A 22,425-nucleotide genomic window follows, 5' to 3' on the forward strand; every position below is an offset into this window, starting at 1 on the left:
TACCTTTCAAAACACGAATTATAACTTTTCTTTATATAACTCTAATTTTTCTAACAATTGTTCTTTTACGCCTGGCCATTCACTCGAGATAATACTGTACACCACCGCATCTCTCACATAACCATTCGGTAATTTTCTTTCATTTCGAAGCACACCCTCTTTTACTGCTCCTAACCTTTCAATTGCTCGTTGTGCTTTTTCATTTCTTGCATCCGTCTTAATTTGTACCCTAAGCATATGCAGTTTTTCAAAAGCATACTGGAGAAGCATATACTTACACTCTGAATTTATACTCGTACGTTGCACACTCGGATGATACCACGTTTGCCCTAACTCAACTGTCTTATCTTCTACTGAAATATTATATAAACGTGTACTTCCTACAATCTTATTCGACTGTTGATCTACGGTTACGAAAGGTATTTGAGTACCTCTTCCGTAACCTTTTATCGCTTTTTGAACGTATTGTTGCATATCTTGCACACTATCCATTTTAGAGATTAAATACGCCCAAATAGCCCGATTTCCTTCTACAATCGAAAACAAAGTTTCGACATCAGTATTATCCATTAACCGCAACTTTGCTCTTTCGTGAATAATTTCCATTTTTAAGCCCCCTTTGTTGTTACTATATCATAAGAATATAAAACGTATTATAAGAATATAAAAAATATAGAGCAAAGAATTCTTTTCAAATATATTCTTCTCGTATAAGGTAGGAAGACTCATCAGTAACCCTTAAAAAAGAATTTTTGGTAATTTCCAATAAATTCTATATAATGATAAACGGGAGGGGATAAAAAATGCTAGATCAAATTACTTGGGGAACGCCAGGCAGCTTATTATGCTTAGGGTTCTTTTTTGCGGGACTAGGAATCTTCTTAAGAAGCGTTACGTCATATACGAAAAATAAATAAGAATATCCCGCTTTTAAACAAAAGAAGCCCTCTTTTTACAAACGGCTTCTTTTTTATAACTTTACCTTATTAAAACTTTAAAGCAATAAATAAGCAATCGGCGTAATAATAAGTAACGTTAAAATCGTTCTCTGCACATATAAAATAATAAGTTCAGACACTTTTAACGGAATATCTGTTGATAATATACAAGGAATGGAAGCGGAGAAAAACAAAATAGATGATACGGAAACAACTGCAATGACAAACTTTGTCAAAATTGGTGCACTTACTACTAATAATGACGGTAAAAACATTTCTGCAATACCAACTGATGCGGCTTTAGCAGCTAATTCTGCTTCCGGTAATTGTAATAGCCATGTAAATGGATAGAAAATATAACTAATCCAATCAAATATTGGCGTGAACTTCGCTAAGACGATACCAATTAATCCTACTGACATAATAGATGGTAAAATTCCCATCGTCATAATAAATCCATCTTTTAAATTCACTGCAATATTTTTCATAATGCTCGGTGCAGATTTTGATACTTCTAACGCATCTTCCCAAGCACGTTCTAACATTTTCTCTTTATAAACAGGCTCTGGGAACCCTTCTTCTGTTACATATGTATCTGGTTTTCTACTAAGGGGTGGGATTCTTACGGTGATAGCAGTCACGATGAATGTTACAACAAGTGTAGTCCAAAAATAAACATTCCATAAATGCATAATATCTAATGTTTTTGCGATGATAATCATAAATGTAGCGGATACTGTAGAAAATCCTGTAGCGATAATCGCCGCTTCTTTTGTCGTATACTTTCCTTCTTTATACACGCGGTTCGTAATAAGAAGGGCAAGCGAATAACTTCCAACGAAGGACGCAACTGCATCAATCGCCGATCTCCCCGGCGTATTCCATAATGGCCTCATAATCGGACGACAAAATGTACCTATAAATTCAAGCAATCCATATCCGACTAATAACGCTAAAAACGCCGAGCCAATTGGAACGAGCAAACTTACTGATATGACTAGCTTCTCATACAAAAACGGTCCAACATCTGGCGCAAAGAACCAAGCTGGTCCTACTTTTAAACAATATAATATGCCAAAAACAACGCCAACTACTTTTAAAATAGAAAAACAAATGTCTACGATAGATGCATTCCATTTCTTCGTATAAAATGGATAAATCGCACCAATCGCCATAACGAACAATGCATAATAAGGTACTACGCCTGGAACCGAAGCCCTAATCCACGATACGATATGATCAATCATAATAGACGATGCACCGTTTATCGTAACAGGAACGAAAAACATAAACACTCCAACGAGACTAGCAAGTATAAACCGAAGAATAATTCCCTTCTCTTGCCCTGTCTTAATTACATTACTCTTTAATTCAATTTCACTCAAAATTCGACACCCCCATTATCTAAATATTATGTATAATTATATTAGATTCCTTCTTTCCATTTCTAATATTTCATCATATAAAAAAAGCCTATTTTAAAATAGGCTTTTTCTACTACCTCTCATAATCATCCACAATTACTTGAATAACACGATGCGATTCTTCTGCCACTATTTTATTACTAGTCTTATTCGCATCATATGTAATTAACGCTTTCCAAAGTGCCCATCCTCTTGCTCTATTCCACGTTTCTTCATCTATGCGCAATACTTCTTTAAATACGTTTCTGCTATTCTTATCAAAAAAAGTCCATGCCATCGCTGCATCACAAGCCGGATCCCCTACTCCTAAAATACCAAAATCAATTACGGCACAAAGCTTTCCGTCCTTAACGAGTAAGTTTCCAGGTGCAACATCCCCATGAACCCAAACTGGTTTACACTCCCACGTTGACTGAAGTGCTAAATCCCAAAGATGCTTTAATACGATTTCATCAAAAACGTCCTTATTATTTTCGATCGCACCTCTCGCCTCTTTATCATATACCGATATAAGTCCGCCCCTGTAAAAATTATGTGCTCCAGCTAAAGGGCCGTTACTCGCATTAATAGATTGCAATTCTACTAAAAAGGATCCTAAGTCCGCCGCAAATTCATTTAAATCACGAACATTTTGTTTCGTAACTGTTTCTCCCTCTATCCACTTATTAATAGACCAAGGCAATGGATACGCTTCAGACGGATTTCCTTTCGCAATTGGTGTAGAAATTGGTAAAGAAAGTCCCTTACTTAATATAGGAAGCCAACTATTTTCTTTCTCTACTTGCGGTGCATATGCCGCATCACTTGGCAATCTTACACTCATCTCATCCCCTAAGTGAAACGTCCTATTATCATGCCCACTAAACTTTACAGGTTTCACTTCTAAATGGGCCCATTCAGGAAACTGTTCCTGTATTAACTTTTCAACTAAACTTACGTTAATTGGATGTATTCACATTCTCCTTTTCTTTTGAAACTTACTAAGCCCATCCGTACTTCCAACATATTCAAAACCATTTTTCTTATAAAAATCATTTAACGTACGATTATGTCCCACGCAATCTAACTTCAAATACTCTTTATCACATTGCACATTCTCTTCTACCCACCGTAAAATCCATTCTCCTATTCCATTTCCCTTGTACTTCCGTTTCACCGCAAATCTATGAATATATAATGAATTAGAAACTTCCTCTTTACCAAAAATATGTTCATCCCATTCATTTTGTTTAGGAGAAACTGTAACCGTACCAACTATTTCATCTTCTTTCAGAACAACATATGTATTTTTTTCTCTTATACATTCTAGTATTTCAGCCGTAGCTTTCTCTCCTAAAAGATACTGCCACTGATCCACTTCTTTATATTGTAGCCATTGTGCTACTTCTTTTAATAGAGTAATAATGCTATCGCTTTCCTCTTCAGTAGCAGTTCGAATTGTATATTCTTTAACTGTATTTCTCTCCATATCGCTGTTCCCCTTTCCTATCGCTATCATACTGATAAACGCGTTCTACCGTCATTTTCGTCGGTAACGTATTCAACATAATAACCTTGATTCCTTGCGTTTTCATACATCAATTCAATCTGTTTTTGATCTTTAGCGTAAATTGTGACGTATGTACAATCCGCAACTAGTAAAACTAATTCACACTTACTCTCTTTAAATTCTTCATATGTTTCAATATCTACTACTTCCTCTCCTTTTGAATACGCTTTTAAATCTGCAAAAATAACATAATATATATTGTCTTTAAATAATATTTTCAAATCTGATCCTTCCACTATACTTGGTTCTTCTGGAAATAATGCCTCATCCAATCCACCACGTGCTATTAAGTATGACTCCTCACTCCCTACCCACCAATCATATGAAGAAATATCAATTGGCTTTAACACTTTCCAAAGTAAATTATCATATTCATTTGGAATATCTACTGTAATTCCTCTTTTCATTTATTTGCTCCTAGCTTATTTATTTTCGTTTTCATTTCATACATTATATACCAAATTCAATTACCATATTTTGTCGATATCTATGTAACTTGTATTTCACCGCGAAAAAAAACCGTCCCACTACTTATGAAACGGTTTCTTTATGCTTATTAAGTTTTTCATGCAATTGTTGCACTGCGCTTTAAAATAAATTCTAATATATTCATTACATCAGCCATTTATTCTTAATGCTCACTTCGTCTTCACAAAATAATATAAAAACCACACCGCATGATTTTGTTCATCGGCAGCTATTCTGCGCAATAACTCTTTCATATGTGCATCCGATGCTTCATCTGAAATTTCCAAGTAAAAATCTACTGTCTTCTGTTCATCTTGTATTGCGAATTCTAATCCTTGTAAGTACGTATTTGGACATTCTTCTGTAATTTGTGGTTTAGGCTGCTGACCAGTTAAATTTGTATAGATCTGTACAAAATGATGGAAATGCTTTATTTCATCGTTACGAATTTCAAGAATTTGATTTCGTTCCGCCGCATTTGGAGCCATGTTGGCTAATTTCGCATAGCAACTTATTGCACTAAACTCTCCATTAATTGCTTTCTCAATATCACGAATCAACTTATCATTTTGCCTATACCAATCATAATCATTCGAATTATACATCGTATCCCCTCCATTATTTCACATAACATTTTATGCAATTTGAAATAGCAGGAGCATGTATATAAAAGGAAAACGCAAATCCGAACTCTTCAATTAAAAAACCTATCTATCACTACTTTATTTTCCTATAGAGTAATAATGAATTCAAAAAAAACCGGTTCACTAATAGTGAACCGGTTTTATCTTTTACACATTTCATTTATACACAACTTTAAAATAGGAATAAACAGTTAATACATAATACCCAAAGTAAATTATGCAATATGCACCACTACTAATTAAAATTGGAATAATGATGTTATTTATAGGTATATTGTTAATTATCGGTATCGCAAATAAGCTATGAACAAGTCCGACTATTAGAGGTGAAATAAAACTAAAGCTAACTTGTTTCGAAATTGACTTTCTTACCTCTTTTTTCGTAACACCTATTTTCCGAAGAGTTTCATAATATCTCTGATTAGCATACGCTTCAGATAATTGTTTATAATATATAATTGAACCTGTCGCCAAAACAAATATTCCCCCTAAAAAACTTCCAATAAATAACGCAACTCCATACAGTTGCATAAAATCTCCATTTGTTTCAGATTGCCCTACATAATACCCTGCTGCGACTGTACTAATTGCCGTTAAAGCTGTAGCGCTTAATATAGCAATTGTTGCAAGTAACTTAGCGTTCCCTTTTACTCGGTATAGTAATTGCGAAATGTTTATTATATTTATACCGCTATAAAATATTTCTCTTTTACTTCTAATTTTCTTTAAAACAATAACTGTATAAGAAGTGAATAGAAAATATGTCCCAAAAACAACTAAAAGCAAAATAAAAACTGGAATCATTATAGGATTTATAATAGGGTTCATAGGATCAATGGGATTCCGCACAATATTTACTACTTCACGGAAGAAGCCTGCTAATATATATCCTAATCCCATTAAAATAAGACCTATATACGCCCTAAGTACAGAACCTTTTGGCATCCGTTCTCCTTGATGATTAGCTTGAAACATTTCAATCAATGGAAATTTATAAATAATGCGAGAGTTTTTCCATGCTGTATATAATAAAATAGATAAAAAGACGATGAACGTGTCTATTATTGCTTTTATAGATAACTCAAAATGAATAGGTACATTTAATTTCATTAAACTCATTAGCAGCTCTAAAAATAACTTAAAACTCATACTGCCAATCAGTATGCCAACTACTAAAGCAAAGCCTCCCATTATCATAGTCTCACAAAATAACATCGTACCAATTTGTTTTTTAGTTATTCCTAGTAAAGAATATAATCCTACCTCTTTTTTACGTTTCCTTATAAAAAAATTAGTAGAATAAATAATAAATATGGCTATAAAAATAATGAGAATCACTTTTGAAGATTGAAGAACACTATTAATCATCACATTATTAACCATTTCTTTTTTTATTTGAGTACTATATCGAAGTGATGCAAATATAAAATAGATAAGCATACTTGAAGCTAACGATACAAAATAAAGTATATACTCTTTAAAATTACGCCGTATGTTACGTTGAACTATATCAAATAAATTCATTTATCTGAACCTCCAGGAAATAATTGATGTAAAATATGACAAAGGGCACAGCTAGATAAGGTCACCAGCCAGCCCTCCAGAAATAGAAGACATTACATCAATGACTTTTTGAAAACACCTTACTAAAAAATTACCTTTTCACTTATTCATATCGCAAACACTCAATCGGATCTAATTTAGCCGCTTTATTAGCCGGCAGTATGCCAAAGACAATACCAATTGACATCGATATTCCAACTGAGAGTAATCCAAGACTTACAGAAATAACTAGTGGCCATTCACCTATTGATGAAGCGATCCAAGCAAAAAACATACCTAATCCAAAACCAATCGCCCCGCCTAATGACGTTAAAATACATGCTTCGATGAGAAATTGTGTTAATATTTTTCCTCTCGTTGCACCGAGCGCTTTTCGAATACCTATTTCACGTGTACGCTCTGTAACGGATACTAACATAATATTCATCACACCAATACCACCTACAAGTAAGGAAATCCCAGCAATACTAGCAAATACTATTTTCATCGTTCGTGTTGACTCTTCTATTTTTTGACCATATGCTTTCGTATCCTCCACTGTAAAAGAATGCTCAAATTCTGGGGATTTCAATTCATTCAATACAGATATAGCTTGTTTTTCTACAGCCTCTCGCTCACTTGGAGAAGATAACTTAATTTTCACTGTATCGTATTCCTCAATCCCTGCAATTAAAGATGCATTGTCGATAGATGTATATCCTTCATACAATTTAAATTGACGTTGAAAACCGTCTTCATATTTGTACACCCCGACAACTTTATATGGTTTTCCTTTTATATCTATATACAAATAATCTTTCCAAGTATCAAATAGTGTTTTAAATAAATCTTCAGCTACAATTACAACAGGAATTGGCTTTTTCAGTTCATCCGTTGTTAACTCTCGCCCATGCACCATCTTCATTTTAAAGTCCTGCATAAAGTTTCCTGTTCCCCCATTTAAACTAAAGGAAACATTTTTTGATCCCGTATATACTTTTACGTCCCTATGCACATTGGGATACACATCTTTTACACCTCGTATCACTTGCAATTGCTTTACCATATGTGGTGTAATTTTTGCTTTTTCTGTCGGAAAATCCGGGTTGAAGTATTCTATTTTAAGTTCATCCATATGCTGATTCTCTGCAAGTTCCTTTTGCATCTTTGCAGTCTGTCCATCTCCCATTGAAATAATTGTAATAATTGCACTTATTCCAATAATAATACCTAGCATTGTTAATATAGATCGCATTTTATGCGCAAAAATAGAAGATATGGCCATGCGTATATTTTCATTCGTATTCAAATTTATTCTCTCCAATCTTGTACGATATTGCCGTCACGAATTACAATTTGACGTGCTGCTGCTTCTCCGATTTCACGATCGTGAGTAATCATAATAATCGTTGAACCTTGTTTATTTAATTCGTAAAAGAGCTCCATAATTTGTTCACTCGTTTTCGTATCAAGTGCACCAGTTGGTTCATCGGCTAAAATAAATTTCGGATTATTTACAATTGCACGCGCTACAGCAACACGCTGTTTTTGACCACCTGATAACTCACTTGGAAGATGAGTAGCACGTTCAGCTAACCCAACTTTCGTTAAAGCAGCTAACGAAAGCTCGCGTCTTTCTTTTTTATCAACTCCTGCATAAATAAGAGGTAATTCTACATTTTGAAGGGCTGTAAGCCTTGGTAGTAACATGAAATTTTGGAATACAAAGCCGATTTCTTTATTACGTACGTGTGCAAGTTCTGTTTCAGACATAGTTGAAATGTTTTGACCAGCTAGCTCATACGTACCTGCAGTTGGTTTATCTAAACAACCGATAATGTTCATTAAGGTTGACTTACCAGAACCTGATGGTCCCATAATGGAAGTGAATTCCCCCTGATTCAGTATTACATCGATTCCATGTAATATTTGGACGGACTCTGTACCGTTTTGAAAAGATTTCGTGATGTCTTTTAAATGAATCATTTTGTGTTAACCTCCATACCATCTTTTACATTTTTCATAGGTTCAGAGATAATTTGTACACCTTTTTTCACTCCAGAAACTTTTGCTTCATGATCCGTTTCAAATTCAACCGTAACTACTTGTTCTTTCGCTTTTCCATCTTTGACAACGAATACAACATCTTTGTCACCTTTTTTCACCATACTGCTTTTCGGAACGATTGTACCTGTTGCTTCGCCTGTTTTATTTGTCACGTTTACGTGGAAACCGTTTTGTAATCCTTCACTCTCGTTTAATGTAACAGTGAATGGATAGCTAGAAACTCTTTTGTTTTCATCCATATTCTTTACTGGTGTAGATCCGATTTCTGTAACTTTTCCTGACCACGTCTTACCAGATACAGTTTTTGATGAAACTATTACTTCTTGTCCAACTTTCACACTCGCAAGCTCATATTCAGACAGTTGACCTTTTACTTTAAATGGACCAGCGTGACGAAGCGTAATCCCACTCATTCCAGCATCATTATTTTTGACGATGTCATCAATTACACCATCAGCCGGGCTCGTTACTGAAAGTGTGTTTACTTTCTCTTTTGCTGCTTTAATCATTTCATCAGCTTTTTCTACTTCAAACCTTTTCATTTCAATTTGTGATTCTAATTGTTGTACTTCGATTTCTGATGCTTTTAACGTTCCCTCAGGAAGACCAGCGTTTTTATCTTTTTTTAATTTCTGCTTCGCTGCATCCATTTGTTTCTGATGCAATGTTACTTCTTTTTGCGCAATTTTCTTTTGCATTTCCGCTTCTGTTACACCTTGTTTAGTAATTGGGTCATTATATTTAAAAAGAAGTTGCCCTTTTTTTATTTCATCACCTTTTTTAACAGCTATTTCATACGTACCTTTTGTTGGATCGAATGAAATTGTTTCTATACCATTTGGGATAACCTCTCCGCCTAATTTTTGCTCCTCCTCTATTTGTTTTTCTGTCACTTCATATGTTTTATAAGTTTCAACTGGTTCAGATTCTCCTGCAAATGTCATATACGACCCTACTCCTAAACCAATTGTGACCATACCAACGATGACTAGTTTTTTTGCTTTCTTCATATCATAATATCCTCACTTTTTCATGTGTTTTACTTTTAGAAACTGTACGTCCTTTTCTTTAATAATTTTTGAACGTTTTTGAAAATGATATATAAAGCCTCGTACATACTATGTACAATATAAAAAGCCCCACTTTTTCATTACCAGTTCCTCCTTGACCTAACATACGTATAGGATAGAAAAAACTAATTAAATAAAAAGTGGGGTAAACATTAAATTTTTATTAAATTCTTGAACTCTCTTCTTTTGGCAATCTTACTTCAAATATTGTTCTAATTACATTACTTTCTGCTGAAATCGTTCCATTATGCTGTTCAACAATATTTTTTGCAATAAATAACCCAAGGCCTGTACCACCTTGTTGCCCTGTTCTTGCTTTATCACCTGTATAAAGCATGTCAAAAAGATAGGGCAAATCTTCTTCTGGAATGCTATCTCCGTAATTAATAATTTGTATGATAACCTCTCCATTTTCAATATATCCATTCATATCAATAAATTGGCCAGTATCTCCGTATCTAACCGCATTTGTTACAAGATTTTCAAATACTCGAGCTAACAAATTCCCGTCACCATAAATATATAAATGAGGATTAACATTCAACCTAGCTTCTAAATGATGTTTCTCCAATAATGGATATAATTCCTCATCTAATTGTATAAGCAATTCACTTATATTAATTGTTTTTTTATCTAACTTTAGCACGCCATAGTTCATTCGCGTAATTTCAAATAACTCATCAATTAAACTTTCAAGTCGCTGCGATTTCGCAAATGCAATCATAGAAAAATGTTTAATTTGCTCCTTCGATAAACTCTCATCTTTAAGAATTAAATCTAAATAACCTAAAACAGACGTTAAAGGCGTTCTTAAGTCATGAGCTAAATTAACAACGAGCTGATCTTTACTACTTTCTGCAAAGTCACCTCTCTCAACAGCCTCTTTTAGTTTTTCACTCGCTATATTTATTTCACGCGCAATCTCGCCAAATTCATCATTTGAAGTAATATGAACTCTCTTTGTAAAATCACCGTTAGCAAGATGGTGAATACCGTTAGAAATTTCATTAAAATATTTTAAGTATGGTTTTGTTAAAAAGAAAAAGAATACAACAGATAGTGGGATAAAACACATTAAAAAGAATTTAATATCTACAATTGGTCTAAATTGAGCTAAATAATCTTCGTAACGTACCATCGTTCTATAATAAAGCTGTAATACTTTATAAATTATATATGTTCCACCAGCTGCTAATACCATGCTTAGCGCAAACAAGGCAATCATTTTAAAACGAAAACTTCTCATCATGTTAGCCATTGAACGTATAACCTACCCCCCATACCGTTTTTATTAACTTATCCTTTCTTGTATCCTCCCCAATTTTTTTTCGTAAAGTACGAATATGTACCGCAACCGTACTTCCACCATCGTAATAATCACCCGTCCACACTTGCTGAAAAATGTGTTCCACACTGTACACTTTCTTCGGATGACTCGCTAATAAATATAAAATATCAAACTCTTTTGGAGTTAATTCAATTTGTTCGCCATATACATTTACCTTTCGTTGATCAAGATTAATAGCCACTCCGCTTGTTTCTAAAACGGATTTCTTCTCCTCTACTTTCGGTTGATTTAACGTAAGAAATCTGCGTAATTGTGCATTTACACGTGCAACTAATTCAATTGGTGAAAAAGGCTTTGTCATATAATCATCCGCACCTAACCTAGTACAAGACCTGTCACCTTATCAAAATCAGATGTTTTCGCGCTTAGGAAAATGATTGGCATATTATGTTTGATACGAATTTGTCTTGCTACTTCATAACCATCTATTTTTGGCATCATAATATCTAAAATAACTAAATCAATTGGTTGCGATTGAATGATAAGAACTGCTTCTTCTCCATCAGTAGCTTTCACAACATGATAACCTTCTTTTTCTAAATGTATCCCAATTAACTCCGCAATTTCCACCTCATCATCCGCTATTAATATTGAAATCTGCTTCATTTTACTCTTCCTCTCATTCCTTTTTCATACGTTCAATTTTAAACTAGTCTATTTGTTTATCCCCTCTTCAAAGAGCTTTATTATGAAATCCTTACTTTTTAAAAATAATCTTGAGTACTATATTTCTTTATGCATTTATTTTTGCATGTTTATATTTTGTTAACTTTGCAACACCCTCTACGATTTCACGTTGTGTGGTAGAAAATGCAGAAAAACTAACAAAATTAAAGCATATCAGAGATAATCATTATATAGTACAACAGGTTTTTCAGGAGGATTTCTACATCCCAAGCCTAGCTAAGGGACAGTTAGTTCAACAAACAACTAACTCCCTTTTCATTATATCAATATATTTTGTACACTTACATGTATTTCAACATAAAAAACTGCTCCACTACTAGTGAAACGGTTTTTCCTTTATTAATTTTTATGCATTCACTTCAGTTTTTTGTTCCTTTACTCCACTACGTTTGAAAGCAGTCGCTAAAATAATCATCATACTTACTGCACCAATCCAAACGAGCACAGTAAGAGGTGTACTCCAGCTTAATCCTTTTCCGAAGAAGAATATTTCTCTAAGCCCTTCAATCATAAATCGCATTGGCAACCATGCGTACACCCAGTCTTGATAAAATGGTAACAACATTTCCGGTGCTAACGATAATAACGGTGCCCCGAAGAATAGTAAGAGAGCGAATACACCGATTCCCTTTAGTCCAACTAATGAAAGTACCGCCGATATCATTAAGAAGAAACTAAAGGATGTAATAGATAGAAACAGTGCCGTATCTGTGAAGTTCGAAATATTTACCCCTACCATACCATCCGCGATCCATGTAAGACCGAACCCAATGACAAATATGGCATCTGCTCATATTGGTGTGATTCAGCAATGGCTAAATAACGGGCAAAAAGAAACACCAGAGGAAATTGCTCACTTTTTATCAACAATCGCAGTTCATGGACCTTTTTATGCAGCTGGCTTAAAGAAATAATTCAGCTATATAATAAAAGAACATCCACTATAATAGCGGATGTTCTTTTATTTCATTACAACACTTCAATATACCCTTCTGTTCCATGTACCCGAATTCGTTGTCCGTCTTTTATTAAATTCGTAGCATTCTCTACTCCAACAACTGCCGGTAATCCATATTCACGTGCAATTACTGCTCCGTGCGTCATAAGTCCGCCAACTTCAGTGACTAACCCTTTTATAGACACAAACAATGGTGTCCAGCCCGGATCAGTAAAAGCTGTAACTAATATGTCGCCCTCTTCTAAATTCGCTTCTTCCATGTTTAAAATAACGCGAGCTCTCCCCTCAATCACTCCTGAAGAAACAGGCAAACCTACAATCGCATCATCTGGGAGGTTTTCTCGTTTATATTTACCTGTAATGATTTCTCCATCAGACGTCATTATACGAGGAGGCATTAGTTTTTCATATAATTTGTAATCATTTTTTTGTTTTTGGATAAGCTCATAATCTAGTTTATTCGTGCGAACTACTTCGTGAAGTTCTTCAAAAGTTAAATAGTATATATCATCAACTTCATGAATGACACCGCTCTGCACAAGTTGCTCAGCTTCTTTCAGTAACGCTTGCTTATATATGAAATAACGATTAATCATACCGTATTTTGGATATTCACGATAGCCGATAAAATTACGGATATTACGAATCATTCGCTTCGTTTCTTCTACTTTTTGTTTTCCACCCGGTAAGTGCTGTAATCGATTTACTAACTCTTCTTCTTTTTTTAAAGCTTCTTGCAGTCCTTCTTCAAATTTCCGCTTACTCGCACCATATTCAAAATCTCTTATATTATTTAAAATCATCGGGATAATTGTAGTTGGCTTTTCACTCCAGCGCGTTTTCGTAATGTCGATTTCTCCGCTACATCTCATTCCGTATTTATTTAGAAAAGTTAGAATGGCATCTCGAGCTTCTTCTCCACCTTTAAACTGAACTATTTCATCCAAAAAGTTCTCATTTTCTACATGTTGTAAATACGTAATAACTTCTGGATATGACCGAATCACATCAGCGACATCCATTAATGCTAAACCCATTTCAGATGTAATATTATTTTGTACCGATTGAGAAAGCGTGTCTGCTGCATTTTTTTCGCCTAGCCATTGCTCCATTTTTTCATTCATCCATGCTGAAGCATTCATTCCTGCCATAATAACAGCGATACTTTGCGGGTTAAATAATACTTTTTTTAATTGCTGGATGTCTTCCAAAATAAAATTAAGTACATCCACCCCTGATTTCATTTGCATGTTTCGTTTTAACTCTTTGATTGATGCTTCACTATTCTGTATTAAATTCGTAACGATTGCCGGATTATTTTCGATTTCTGGTTGCGAATTTGCAAGTTGCTTATTTTTACTAACAATCTTTTCTTTTTCATCATCCGGCAACAATGTAATAAAATTATCTCGCTCGATTATAGTCGTTAATGCATCTCTTACGAGTGGATCTGATTTTCCTAAAGTGTTTATTAAGTAATTTCTGCTAGCAGGTGAAGCTAATTGTTGCGTAGCATCAACAAACAGCCGTCCTCCCGCTTTACGCATAGGAGCATTAGTCGTTAACAGGAAAAAAGATAACCCAAGTGGTTTCATCGCATCAGTCATCATTTGTTGATGGCCAACTGATATATATACATGATTTCCCCCATCATTTTCTTCAGGAATTGGATATAAAGTCGTAATGGGGCGACTTTGGACAATATAAAATGTATTATGGGCTAAACACCATTCAATATCTTGCGGACAACCAAAATAAGCTTCAATCTGTCTTCCGATACTTGCTAGTTGTAAAATTTGTTGTTCAGACAATGTTTGAAGTTTTTGCTGATTAGGAGCAATTTTCTTTCTCTCTGTTCCGCCTTCTTTTCGTCCATAGATGGCTAATTTTTTCGTTGCGATGACCTTTTCGACGATTTCATCTTCTTTTACCTTATAATTATCGGCAGAAACCAATCCAGATACTAGCGCCTCGCCAAGTCCAAAGCTGGCATCGATTGACAACACCTTCCTATTCGAAGTAATCGGATCCGCAGTAAATAAAATCCCTGAAGCCTCAGGGAAAACCATTTTTTGAATGACAACACATATAGAAACTTGATTATGTTCAAAACCATTTTGCATGCGGTACGTAACTGCTCGCTCTGTAAATAAAGACGCCCAGCACTTTCTTACATGCTGTAAAATCGCTTCTTCTCCAATAATATTTAAATACGTATCTTGTTGACCTGCAAATGAAGCATGCGGTAAATCTTCAGCCGTAGCACTCGAACGCACGGCATACGCATGTTCATTTCCAAAACGCGAGAGATAATGAGCTACTGCTTCCACTACATCAGTAGGGATTTCTACTGCCATAATGACTTCTCTAATCTTCTTACTCATTTCACCAATTTGAGCACGCTCTTCCATTTTCAACTTTGTTAGCTGCTGCAACAAAGTTTGAAGCTCTTCATTTTGCTCGATAGCCTTTTCATATCCTACCGTTGTAACACAAAAACCTTCGGGTACTTGTATACCTTGAATGTTTGTTAACTCCCCTAAATTCAATCCTTTTCCACCGACGAGAAAAAGCTGCGTTTTTTCTATTTCCTGAAAATCGAGAACGAAAGAACTCATATAACATCTCTCCTTACTTTGCATGTGTACTTGATTGTAACAGTAGTAAATGAGAAGAAACAGTCTATTTCGAACTTGATTTACATGATATAATTAAGTTAGGAAGAGATTAAAAAATGCCCCAGTTGCATAATGAAGTAACTGGGGCTCCTTATTTCCGCTCAATTTTAAATTATAATTTATTCACAACTAACTTCAATGTACTTCTGTTTTTCTCCTTTTTTATAACACGCCATTAATTATCACACACAATTCTTACCTCGACAAATAGTATATAACTCGAAATACGCTTTAGTTTAACCTCCTGTGAGCCTTTTCACAGGAGGTTTTATACATACATATATTATTTATAATGAATTAGTTCTCCCACTTTCCAAAAAAAGGATGATTGTATTGGAAATGAAAAAACTTCAAGGAATTTATGATGATGTTATTAGTTTAGGGGAAAATTGTTATACCGCTATTCATCTAAAAAAATATAGGCTGCGGAAATATTCAGGTCCTCTAGATTGGTTTGAATCACCGAATCTTTCTTCTATCAACACATTATTGAAAAATAATTTTATAGACTTTATGGATTTAAAAAACATGCACGCAATGCAGGAACAAAATATTGTGTTTAATGATGGTGTGATACAACCTGTTTTTTCTCATATTATAAAAGACACAAAATATAACGTAACATCTTATCATGATTTCCCTGTTGTTCCAAATGAAGATTGGTTCATCACATACCATGATTTTAAACAAAAATTAGATCGAAGAATTGATAACTTTTACGAAAAAATTCATCATTCACAATCCATTTTATTTGTTAGATGGGGCGGAAACTTGACTGAAGCACTAGAATTACAAACCGTTTTATCAAATATTGTTAAAAATAATTTTAAGATTCTTTTACTCTATCCAACAGGACTTGAAAATGAAATAAACGAATTAGAATGGGGGCTTGATCATGTTTTCCCTATTCAAGTTTCAAGTAATTATCAAAATAAAAGAACTTGGTATATCCTCTTAAAAGATATACACTTAAACTCAAAATAATAGTAGAAACTACGACTTTACAATCAATATTTTTTGTTTGCACTTTATATAAATTGATATGTCTCCATCTTAATTCTAGGAGTAAATTATTGCTTTTTTAATCCCCCCACTCATTCTTTTCTCAAATCCTCCAAAATGGATTTGAGAAATTAGGGAACTATAATGTCGTATGAACATATAGTAAGGGGGATAAAAAGTGGACAATGAGATGAATTACGGAAGTGATTACAAATTTATTCCAGCAACTTCAATTGAAAGTGGTCATGGCATCGAAGTATTGCCTGATTTGTTTTGCTACACGATTCAAATCGTCAACATATGTTTTGTTGGGAATCCGCATACCGATGATTTTGTTTTAGTTGACGCTGGAATGCCTAAATGTGCAAATGAAATTATCTCTATCGCTGAGGATCGATTTGGTACCAATAGTCGCCCAAAAGCAATTATTTTAACTCACGGCCATTTTGATCATGTTGGAGGAATAATTGAACTCATTAAATATTGGGATGTTCCAGTCTATGCCCATCAAATGGAGATACCGTTTTTGACTGGACAACAAAGCTATCCTGAACCAGATCCAACAGTTGAAGGTGGTATGGTAGCGAAAATGTCTCCCCTGTTCCCTAATGAACCGATTGATTTAGGAAATAGCGTAAAAGCACTACCTACCGATGGAACTGTTCCCCATATGCCAGAGTTTAGATGGATTCATACATCAGGGCATACTCCTGGGCATATTTCATTATTCAGAGAGAAAGACCGAACTTTAATTGCTGGGGACGCTTTTGTTACAGTGAAACAGGAGTATCTGTATAAAGTAATAACTCAAGAACAGGAAATAAGCGGTCCGCCTCGTTATTTAACAACAGACTGGAAAGCAGCTAAAGAATCAGTCATTAAATTAGAAGAATTAAAGCCTCTAGTCGCTATTACTGGACATGGGATACCAATGTCAGGTGAATTGCTATCAACAAGCCTCAAAACACTGGTTCAAGAATTTGATAAAATTGCTGTACCTGATTACGGAAAATATATAGATAAAAAGATGCATTAAATGCGGAAATACTTTGTTTATTTTTATATTAATGAATCAAAACACCAACGAATATTAAGTTTAATATGAAAAAACACTGTACTTAGGCAACATCTCTATTATAAGAATGGAACTACCCTTTATGAATAAAGCTCGATATTCCGCAAATACTATCCATAGTATAAGCCTGCTTCTTACCCAGGTTGTACTTCTTACCATTAAAGGTTGATTAAAGTGGGTTACGCTATATAGCATAACCCGTTTTTAATGAAATCTTTTATTCCATATACGTTTAAACAATGGAGGAAAATAATGAAACATATTGTTGCTTTATTAATTAAATACACAGCGATAACTGCAGTATTACTTATCGTACTTGGTATCTTTCAAGGCATTTCCATTCCTAGAGTATTACTCATTTCTCTTTTCTTAACAGGAGCTGCCTATTTAATTGGCGATCTCTTCATTTTGCCTAAATACGGAAATATGATTGCTACAATGGCAGATTTTGGCTTAACCTTCTTCGGAATTTGGCTTTTAACATCCTTATTTACTAATTTAGATGCTACTCGTAATATTGGATTTTCTTCATTTATGGCCACATTAATTATTGGCGGAATAGAGGTTTTCTTCCACATTTATATGAAGAGGTTAGTACTGCATAACGACGATGAATTAAGAAATCACAATCATATTCGCCATGATAAATATGCTATGGAAATGTCAGATGAATATATGGATTCTTCCACAATAAATAAATCCAAGCTTGAGGATACATCTAAAAAATAAAAAAGTGGCCAACGCCACTTTTTTATTTTTGTTTATTAAGCTTGATCAGAATTTCTTACATGTAACGGAGGTGGTACTACCCACCCTTTTTTCTTACTTAAACGCAGCAAAGTTACACCTGCTTGCGCCTTTTTCATATGAAATTGTCCGAATAGCATGCCTACATCTTCTCGAAGACATTTTCCCATCACTTGACTACATGTCACAAGTCCAGCTGCTAATCCTGTAGCAACAGCTGCTGCTATTTCAACATCATTAATACGTGCCCCTGGGGGAATGTCTTCGATAGATGCAACTGGTCGTTCTGGAGGAGCAGGTGGTAAAGCTACGCCATTAACCTTTAAAAGAGTTTTTAACTCTTCTATCTCCGAATTCATATCATTTTCAATTAAGCCTTCTAAAAACTTCTTCAAATCTTCATCACCTGTATGATTCATAAACACTTGATGGCTTGCAATTGCACCTTGTGCAGCTAAAAGATAACTCCAAATATCAAATACTTCTCCGTAATGTAACGGTTCATTTTGAGGATTTCCACTTAAAATACCCATCTTTAAATTCCTCCCTTTCGAAAATATCATAATAAATATTGATTTCAATATTGAAACCAAATTTTCAAGTATGCTTTTTCCTGCAAAAGATTTTCTACTATGCATGGAAAACACCTTTCCAACACTGTGTGTTTATTGTTTAGGAAAGTAGTTTACAAATCAAATACTCAAAGATTATGAAAGAAGATTATCGATAATCTTTGAGTGAGAATTCATTTACTATAAGGGTTTGTTTTTATACATATACAAAAGAAATTGATTTACATACCTGCTATATTGTATGCCCATTTACTTAGCGGTTAGCTCTACCACCAAGTTGTTGTTCAGCCATTGCTACTAAACGTTTTGTAATTTCACCACCAACAGATCCGTTTGAACGAGCTGTTGTATCTGCACCAAGTTGTACACCAAACTCTTGTGCAATTTCATATTTCATTTGATCAAGAGCCTGTTCAGCGCCTCGAACTAATAATTCATTACGATTTCCACTATTATTGTTTGCCATATTATTTCACCTCCGATGTTTTTAATATGTTACAAATTATGAAATAATAATTATCCTTTTTATGGAAATTTTATTGTGAATAAATATTGAGTTTCTTCTTAAAATAGAGCAAAAGACATAAGAAAGAAGAGTTGCTATAACGTACTTTCATAACAACAATATGTGTAAATTTCTCTTTACTAAAGATTTCTGTTTTGCCAAGAGATACATATAAATTATGAAAAATGATTTCTAAGGAGATATGAGATGAAAGCTGTAACCTATCAAGGACCAAACCAAGTACAAGTTAAACAAGTTGATGATGCAAAGTTAGAGAAAAAAGATGATATTATTGTAAGGATTACTTCAACCGCTATTTGCGGTTCTGATTTACATTTATATCAAGGTAACATGCCCTTACCTCAAGGATACATTATCGGCCATGAACCAATGGGAATCGTTGAAGAAGTCGGGCCAGATGTCACTAAAGTGAAAAAAGGCGATCGTGTTGTCATCCCCTTCAACGTTTCTTGTGGACATTGTTTCTATTGCCAACATGAAATGGAAAGTCAATGTGATAACTCAAACCCTCATTACGATTCTGGTGGATACTTTGGTTATACAGAGAAATTTGGTAATCATCCAGGAGGACAAGCAGAATATTTAAAAGTTCCATTTGGTAATTTTACTCCATTTGTTATACCGGAATCATGCGAACTTGAAGATGAATCCCTACTATTTCTATCAGATGTTTTACCAACAGCCTATTGGAGTGTAATAAACGCAGGCGTTAAGCCAGGTGATACTGTTATCGTCCTTGGTTGTGGACCTGTTGGATTAATGACACAAAAATTCGCTTGGATGCAAGGTGCTAAACGTGTAATTGCAGTGGATTACTTAGATTATCGGATGAATTATGCAAAAAAGATTAACAATGTTGAGGTATTTGAGTTTACAAAATTCCCCGATATGGGAGAACATTTAAAGGAAATTACACATGGCGGTGCTGATGTAGTTATTGATTGTGTGGGGATGGATGGAAAAAAATCGCCTCTAGAATTTCTGGAACAAAAATTAAAATTACAAGGTGGAACTCTCGGTCCTATTCAAATCGCTACGAAAGCCGTAAGAAAATATGGAACGGTTCAAATGACCGGCGTTTATGGTGGCAATTATAACGCCTTTCCACTCGGTGCATTTTGGGTTAGAAATATTAATCTTAAAATGGGACAAGCACCTGTCATTCATTTTATGCCGGAACTATTTGAAAAAATAACAAATAAAGAATTTGATCCAAAAGAGATTATTACACACAAAATTCCCCTTGAAGAAGCGAGTTATGGTTATCAGATTTTTAATAATCGTGAAGACGACTGTATAAAAGTCATTCTGAAGCCTTAAAGCTACAATTCATTATTCTTAATGAAAAGATAAGATTACATTTCGTAATCTTATCTTTTTTTATTAAATGCTAAGTATCTATCCCCTATTTTCATCTCACATCTAAAATAGTTATTTTCAAAAACTTTGCATTTTGAGGTAATAAATAATTGGTAAAAACATGAATTAAAGTATTAAGTAACCAAATAGCGGACACGATAACAATGTTAACTAACTTAAAAGTGATGTTGATTATATTGCTGCTCCTCTTAATTTTGTTTCTATGAACTATTAAACGCCACTGTTACTTACTTATAATCTCCCTACCTCTATTCACATATAAAATCCCTATATTGTAAACAAAGAGGAGGGACTTGTCCCCCCTCTTCTTTTAATTTTTCTTTAAAAGAGTTGCTCCTGCAATCCCTGGGTGTGTCATTTCGAATGGATCTAGAATTAACTCTAAGTCCTCTTGTGACAATACACCATTTTTCACACAAAGTTCTCGAACAGATTGCCCTGTCGCGATTGCTTCTTTCGCAACGCGAGCTGCTGCTTCATAACCGATATGAGGGTTCACGGCTGTAATAATTCCTACACTTTTCTCAACATACTCTTTTAAGCGATCTTCATTCGCTTCAATTCCTTTTAAGCAATTATCTGTAAAGGCACGGAAACCGTTATTCATAATGCTAATCGATTGCAGTAAGTTGAAAACAAGTACTGGTTCCATAACGTTTAATTCTAATTGTCCTGCTTCTGAAGCAAGGCAAATTGTATGGTCATTACCAATTACTTGGAACGCAATTTGATTAATTACCTCTGGCATAACAGGGTTTACTTTCCCTGGCATAATAGATGAACCTGGTTGACGAGCAGGCAGCATAATTTCTGCTAAACCAACACGTGGACCCGATGCCATTAAGCGAAGGTCATTCGCAATTTTAGACATATTCATCATACATACTTTCAGTGCTGCAGATACTTCAGTATAAGCATCCGTATTTTGCGTCGCATCTACTAAATCTTCTGCACCAACAAGCGGTAATTCACTAATTGCAGCTAAATGTTTTACAACTGCTTCAATATATTCTGGATCTGCATTTAAGCCTGTACCAACTGCAGTTGCCCCCATATTTACTTCATATAAATGTTGACGCGATTGTTGAATTCGTTTCATATCACGTTCAAGTACGCGAGAGTATGCTTTAAATTCTTGTCCAAGACGGATTGGCACCGCATCTTGTAAATGTGTACGACCCATTTTAATCACATGATCAAACTGTTCTGCTTTTAATTCAAATACATCATGCATATAACCCATCGTTTGTAATAAGCCTTCTAATGCATTTAACGTTGCGATATGAATCGCCGTTGGGAATGCATCGTTTGTTGATTGCGCCATGTTTACATGACTATTTGGACTAATATAATGATAGTCTCCTTTTTCCATCCCTAATAATTCAAGAGCACGATTGGCAATGACTTCATTTGCATTCATGTTCATTGAAGTACCCGCTCCGCCTTGGATTGGATCTACGATGAAATGATCATGCCATTTTCCATCAAGAATTTCTTGAGCAGCTTCTGCGATCGCGCCGCCCTTGTTCAATTCCAATCTTCCTACATCTGTATTCGCAAGCGCTGCAGCTTTTTTTACAATTGCGAACGCTCTAATTAAACTTTCATGAATTTTATACCCTGTAATCGGGAAATTTTCAACAGCGCGTAAAGTCTGAATTCCGTAATATGCCTCAATAGGTAATTCCTTTCCTCCCAAAAAATCATTCTCCACTCGCACGTTCTTGTTTGTCATTGCCATTTTAATTTC

19 protein-coding genes and 3 pseudogenes are annotated in these 22,425 nt (G+C 34.7%); 5 read left to right on the plus strand and 17 right to left on the minus strand.

What is annotated here, in order from left to right; genetic code table 11:
* Positions 1-18 precede the first annotated feature (18 nt).
* The 13 genes and pseudogenes from MKY21_RS15420 to MKY21_RS15480 all read right to left on the minus strand — a co-directional run.
* A complete protein-coding gene (locus MKY21_RS15420) occupies positions 19-606 on the minus strand; it encodes a GNAT family N-acetyltransferase (RefSeq protein WP_000402581.1) in 588 nt (195 codons plus the stop codon).
* Between the two features lie 388 nt (positions 607-994).
* Entirely contained in the window at positions 995-2,323 is a 1,329-nt protein-coding gene (locus MKY21_RS15425; protein WP_341076725.1) for a YjiH family protein, read from the minus strand.
* Between the two features lie 112 nt (positions 2,324-2,435).
* Positions 2,436-3,314, minus strand: coding sequence for an aminoglycoside phosphotransferase family protein (locus MKY21_RS15430; RefSeq protein ID WP_341077918.1), 879 nt, complete (start codon positions 3,312-3,314; stop codon positions 2,436-2,438).
* Positions 3,315-3,830 carry a GNAT family N-acetyltransferase gene (locus MKY21_RS15435; protein ID WP_341076727.1) on the minus strand — a complete coding sequence of 172 codons (516 nt, stop codon included), beginning with the start codon at positions 3,828-3,830 and terminating at the stop codon, positions 3,315-3,317.
* A 26-nt stretch (positions 3,831-3,856) separates the two neighbouring features.
* Positions 3,857-4,318, minus strand: coding sequence for a DUF2691 family protein (locus tag MKY21_RS15440; protein WP_000820206.1), 462 nt, complete (start codon positions 4,316-4,318; stop codon positions 3,857-3,859).
* 231 nt (positions 4,319-4,549) lie between these two features.
* Entirely contained in the window at positions 4,550-4,984 is a 435-nt protein-coding gene (locus tag MKY21_RS15445; protein ID WP_000282808.1) for a ferritin-like domain-containing protein, read from the minus strand.
* Between the two features lie 195 nt (positions 4,985-5,179).
* Entirely contained in the window at positions 5,180-6,547 is a 1,368-nt protein-coding gene (locus MKY21_RS15450; RefSeq protein ID WP_001047870.1) for an FtsX-like permease family protein, read from the minus strand.
* 142 nt (positions 6,548-6,689) lie between these two features.
* The gene (locus MKY21_RS15455) at positions 6,690-7,874 is read right to left on the minus strand and encodes an ABC transporter permease (RefSeq protein WP_086392027.1); all 1,185 of its coding nucleotides are present in this window, start codon (positions 7,872-7,874) and stop codon (positions 6,690-6,692) included.
* Between the two features lie 2 nt (positions 7,875-7,876).
* The gene (locus tag MKY21_RS15460; RefSeq protein ID WP_000581539.1) at positions 7,877-8,551 is read right to left on the minus strand and encodes an ABC transporter ATP-binding protein; all 675 of its coding nucleotides are present in this window, start codon (positions 8,549-8,551) and stop codon (positions 7,877-7,879) included.
* Complete coding sequence (locus tag MKY21_RS15465) at positions 8,548-9,642, minus strand: efflux RND transporter periplasmic adaptor subunit (protein ID WP_000709395.1); 1,095 nt, start codon at positions 9,640-9,642, stop codon at positions 8,548-8,550. Before MKY21_RS15465 ends, MKY21_RS15460 begins: the two co-directional genes overlap by 4 nt.
* 223 nt (positions 9,643-9,865) lie before the next feature.
* Entirely contained in the window at positions 9,866-10,960 is a 1,095-nt protein-coding gene (locus tag MKY21_RS15470; RefSeq protein ID WP_000002612.1) for a HAMP domain-containing sensor histidine kinase, read from the minus strand.
* Positions 10,953-11,656 (minus strand): annotated as a pseudogene (locus MKY21_RS15475) (response regulator transcription factor). The gene MKY21_RS15470 and the pseudogene MKY21_RS15475 overlap by 8 nt, the downstream one beginning before the upstream one ends.
* Positions 11,657-12,083: 427 nt before the next feature.
* Positions 12,084-12,527 (minus strand): annotated as a pseudogene (locus tag MKY21_RS15480) (phage infection protein); the annotation flags it as partial.
* Here MKY21_RS15480 and MKY21_RS15485 point away from each other — a divergent pair.
* Positions 12,517-12,651 (plus strand): annotated as a pseudogene (locus MKY21_RS15485) (TetR-like C-terminal domain-containing protein); the annotation flags it as partial. The pseudogenes MKY21_RS15480 and MKY21_RS15485 sit on opposite strands and share 11 nt — an antisense overlap.
* Before the next feature lie 55 nt (positions 12,652-12,706).
* Here the strand turns inward: MKY21_RS15485 and ppsA are convergent.
* Positions 12,707-15,313: a phosphoenolpyruvate synthase gene (ppsA, locus tag MKY21_RS15490; protein WP_098616797.1), complete on the minus strand. Its 2,607-nt coding sequence runs from the start codon at positions 15,311-15,313 to the stop codon at positions 12,707-12,709.
* Between the two features lie 384 nt (positions 15,314-15,697).
* On the opposite strand from ppsA, the gene MKY21_RS15495 reads away from it, so the two are divergent.
* The 3 genes from MKY21_RS15495 (at position 15,698) to MKY21_RS15505 (ending at position 18,179) form a co-directional block, all read left to right on the plus strand.
* Positions 15,698-16,357, plus strand: coding sequence for a DUF1796 family putative cysteine peptidase (locus MKY21_RS15495; protein WP_002000036.1), 660 nt, complete (start codon positions 15,698-15,700; stop codon positions 16,355-16,357).
* A gap of 196 nt (positions 16,358-16,553) precedes the next feature.
* Positions 16,554-17,411, plus strand: coding sequence for an MBL fold metallo-hydrolase (locus tag MKY21_RS15500; RefSeq protein WP_000368278.1), 858 nt, complete (start codon positions 16,554-16,556; stop codon positions 17,409-17,411).
* A 291-nt stretch (positions 17,412-17,702) separates the two neighbouring features.
* Positions 17,703-18,179 carry a YndM family protein gene (locus MKY21_RS15505; protein WP_016118201.1) on the plus strand — a complete coding sequence of 159 codons (477 nt, stop codon included), beginning with the start codon at positions 17,703-17,705 and terminating at the stop codon, positions 18,177-18,179.
* A gap of 35 nt (positions 18,180-18,214) precedes the next feature.
* Here MKY21_RS15505 and MKY21_RS15510 read toward each other — a convergent pair whose 3' ends face one another.
* Together MKY21_RS15510 and sasP are read right to left on the minus strand one after the other, a co-directional pair.
* Complete coding sequence (locus MKY21_RS15510) at positions 18,215-18,730, minus strand: DUF3231 family protein (protein WP_000512125.1); 516 nt, start codon at positions 18,728-18,730, stop codon at positions 18,215-18,217.
* A gap of 292 nt (positions 18,731-19,022) precedes the next feature.
* Complete coding sequence (gene sasP, locus MKY21_RS15515; RefSeq protein ID WP_000002833.1) at positions 19,023-19,235, minus strand: small acid-soluble spore protein, SasP family; 213 nt, start codon at positions 19,233-19,235, stop codon at positions 19,023-19,025.
* Between the two features lie 246 nt (positions 19,236-19,481).
* Between sasP and MKY21_RS15520 the strand changes: the two genes are divergently transcribed.
* The gene (locus MKY21_RS15520) at positions 19,482-20,615 is read left to right on the plus strand and encodes a zinc-dependent alcohol dehydrogenase (RefSeq protein WP_000649092.1); all 1,134 of its coding nucleotides are present in this window, start codon (positions 19,482-19,484) and stop codon (positions 20,613-20,615) included.
* A 370-nt stretch (positions 20,616-20,985) separates the two neighbouring features.
* Here MKY21_RS15520 and aspA read toward each other — a convergent pair whose 3' ends face one another.
* Positions 20,986-22,416, minus strand: a complete 1,431-nt coding sequence (aspA, locus tag MKY21_RS15525; RefSeq protein ID WP_001251924.1) for an aspartate ammonia-lyase — start codon at positions 22,414-22,416, stop codon at positions 20,986-20,988.
* Between the last annotated feature and the right edge of the window lie 9 nt (positions 22,417-22,425).

This window comes from Bacillus sp. FSL R9-9497, assembly GCF_038005805.1.
GTDB classification, from domain to species: domain Bacteria; phylum Bacillota; class Bacilli; order Bacillales; family Bacillaceae_G; genus Bacillus_A; species Bacillus_A cereus.

Excerpts from the sequence above, each read along its gene's own strand:
- aspA (WP_001251924.1), bottom strand. The coding sequence starts at position 22,416 with ATGGCAATGACAAACAAGAACGTGCGAGTGGAGAATGATTTTTTGGGA.
- MKY21_RS15460 (WP_000581539.1), bottom strand. The coding sequence starts at position 8,551 with ATGATTCATTTAAAAGACATCACGAAATCTTTTCAAAACGGTACAGAG.
- MKY21_RS15435 (WP_341076727.1), bottom strand. The coding sequence starts at position 3,830 with ATGGAGAGAAATACAGTTAAAGAATATACAATTCGAACTGCTACTGAA.
- MKY21_RS15450 (WP_001047870.1), bottom strand. The coding sequence starts at position 6,547 with ATGAATTTATTTGATATAGTTCAACGTAACATACGGCGTAATTTTAAA.
- MKY21_RS15445 (WP_000282808.1), bottom strand. The coding sequence starts at position 4,984 with ATGTATAATTCGAATGATTATGATTGGTATAGGCAAAATGATAAGTTG.
- MKY21_RS15505 (WP_016118201.1), top strand. The coding sequence starts at position 17,703 with ATGAAACATATTGTTGCTTTATTAATTAAATACACAGCGATAACTGCA.
- MKY21_RS15440 (WP_000820206.1), bottom strand. The coding sequence starts at position 4,318 with ATGAAAAGAGGAATTACAGTAGATATTCCAAATGAATATGATAATTTA.
- MKY21_RS15465 (WP_000709395.1), bottom strand. The coding sequence starts at position 9,642 with ATGAAGAAAGCAAAAAAACTAGTCATCGTTGGTATGGTCACAATTGGT.
- MKY21_RS15470 (WP_000002612.1), bottom strand. The coding sequence starts at position 10,960 with ATGGCTAACATGATGAGAAGTTTTCGTTTTAAAATGATTGCCTTGTTT.
- MKY21_RS15510 (WP_000512125.1), bottom strand. The coding sequence starts at position 18,730 with ATGGGTATTTTAAGTGGAAATCCTCAAAATGAACCGTTACATTACGGA.
- MKY21_RS15420 (WP_000402581.1), bottom strand. The coding sequence starts at position 606 with ATGGAAATTATTCACGAAAGAGCAAAGTTGCGGTTAATGGATAATACT.
- MKY21_RS15495 (WP_002000036.1), top strand. The coding sequence starts at position 15,698 with ATGATTGTATTGGAAATGAAAAAACTTCAAGGAATTTATGATGATGTT.
- MKY21_RS15520 (WP_000649092.1), top strand. The coding sequence starts at position 19,482 with ATGAAAGCTGTAACCTATCAAGGACCAAACCAAGTACAAGTTAAACAA.
- sasP (WP_000002833.1), bottom strand. The coding sequence starts at position 19,235 with ATGGCAAACAATAATAGTGGAAATCGTAATGAATTATTAGTTCGAGGC.
- ppsA (WP_098616797.1), bottom strand. The coding sequence starts at position 15,313 with ATGAGTTCTTTCGTTCTCGATTTTCAGGAAATAGAAAAAACGCAGCTT.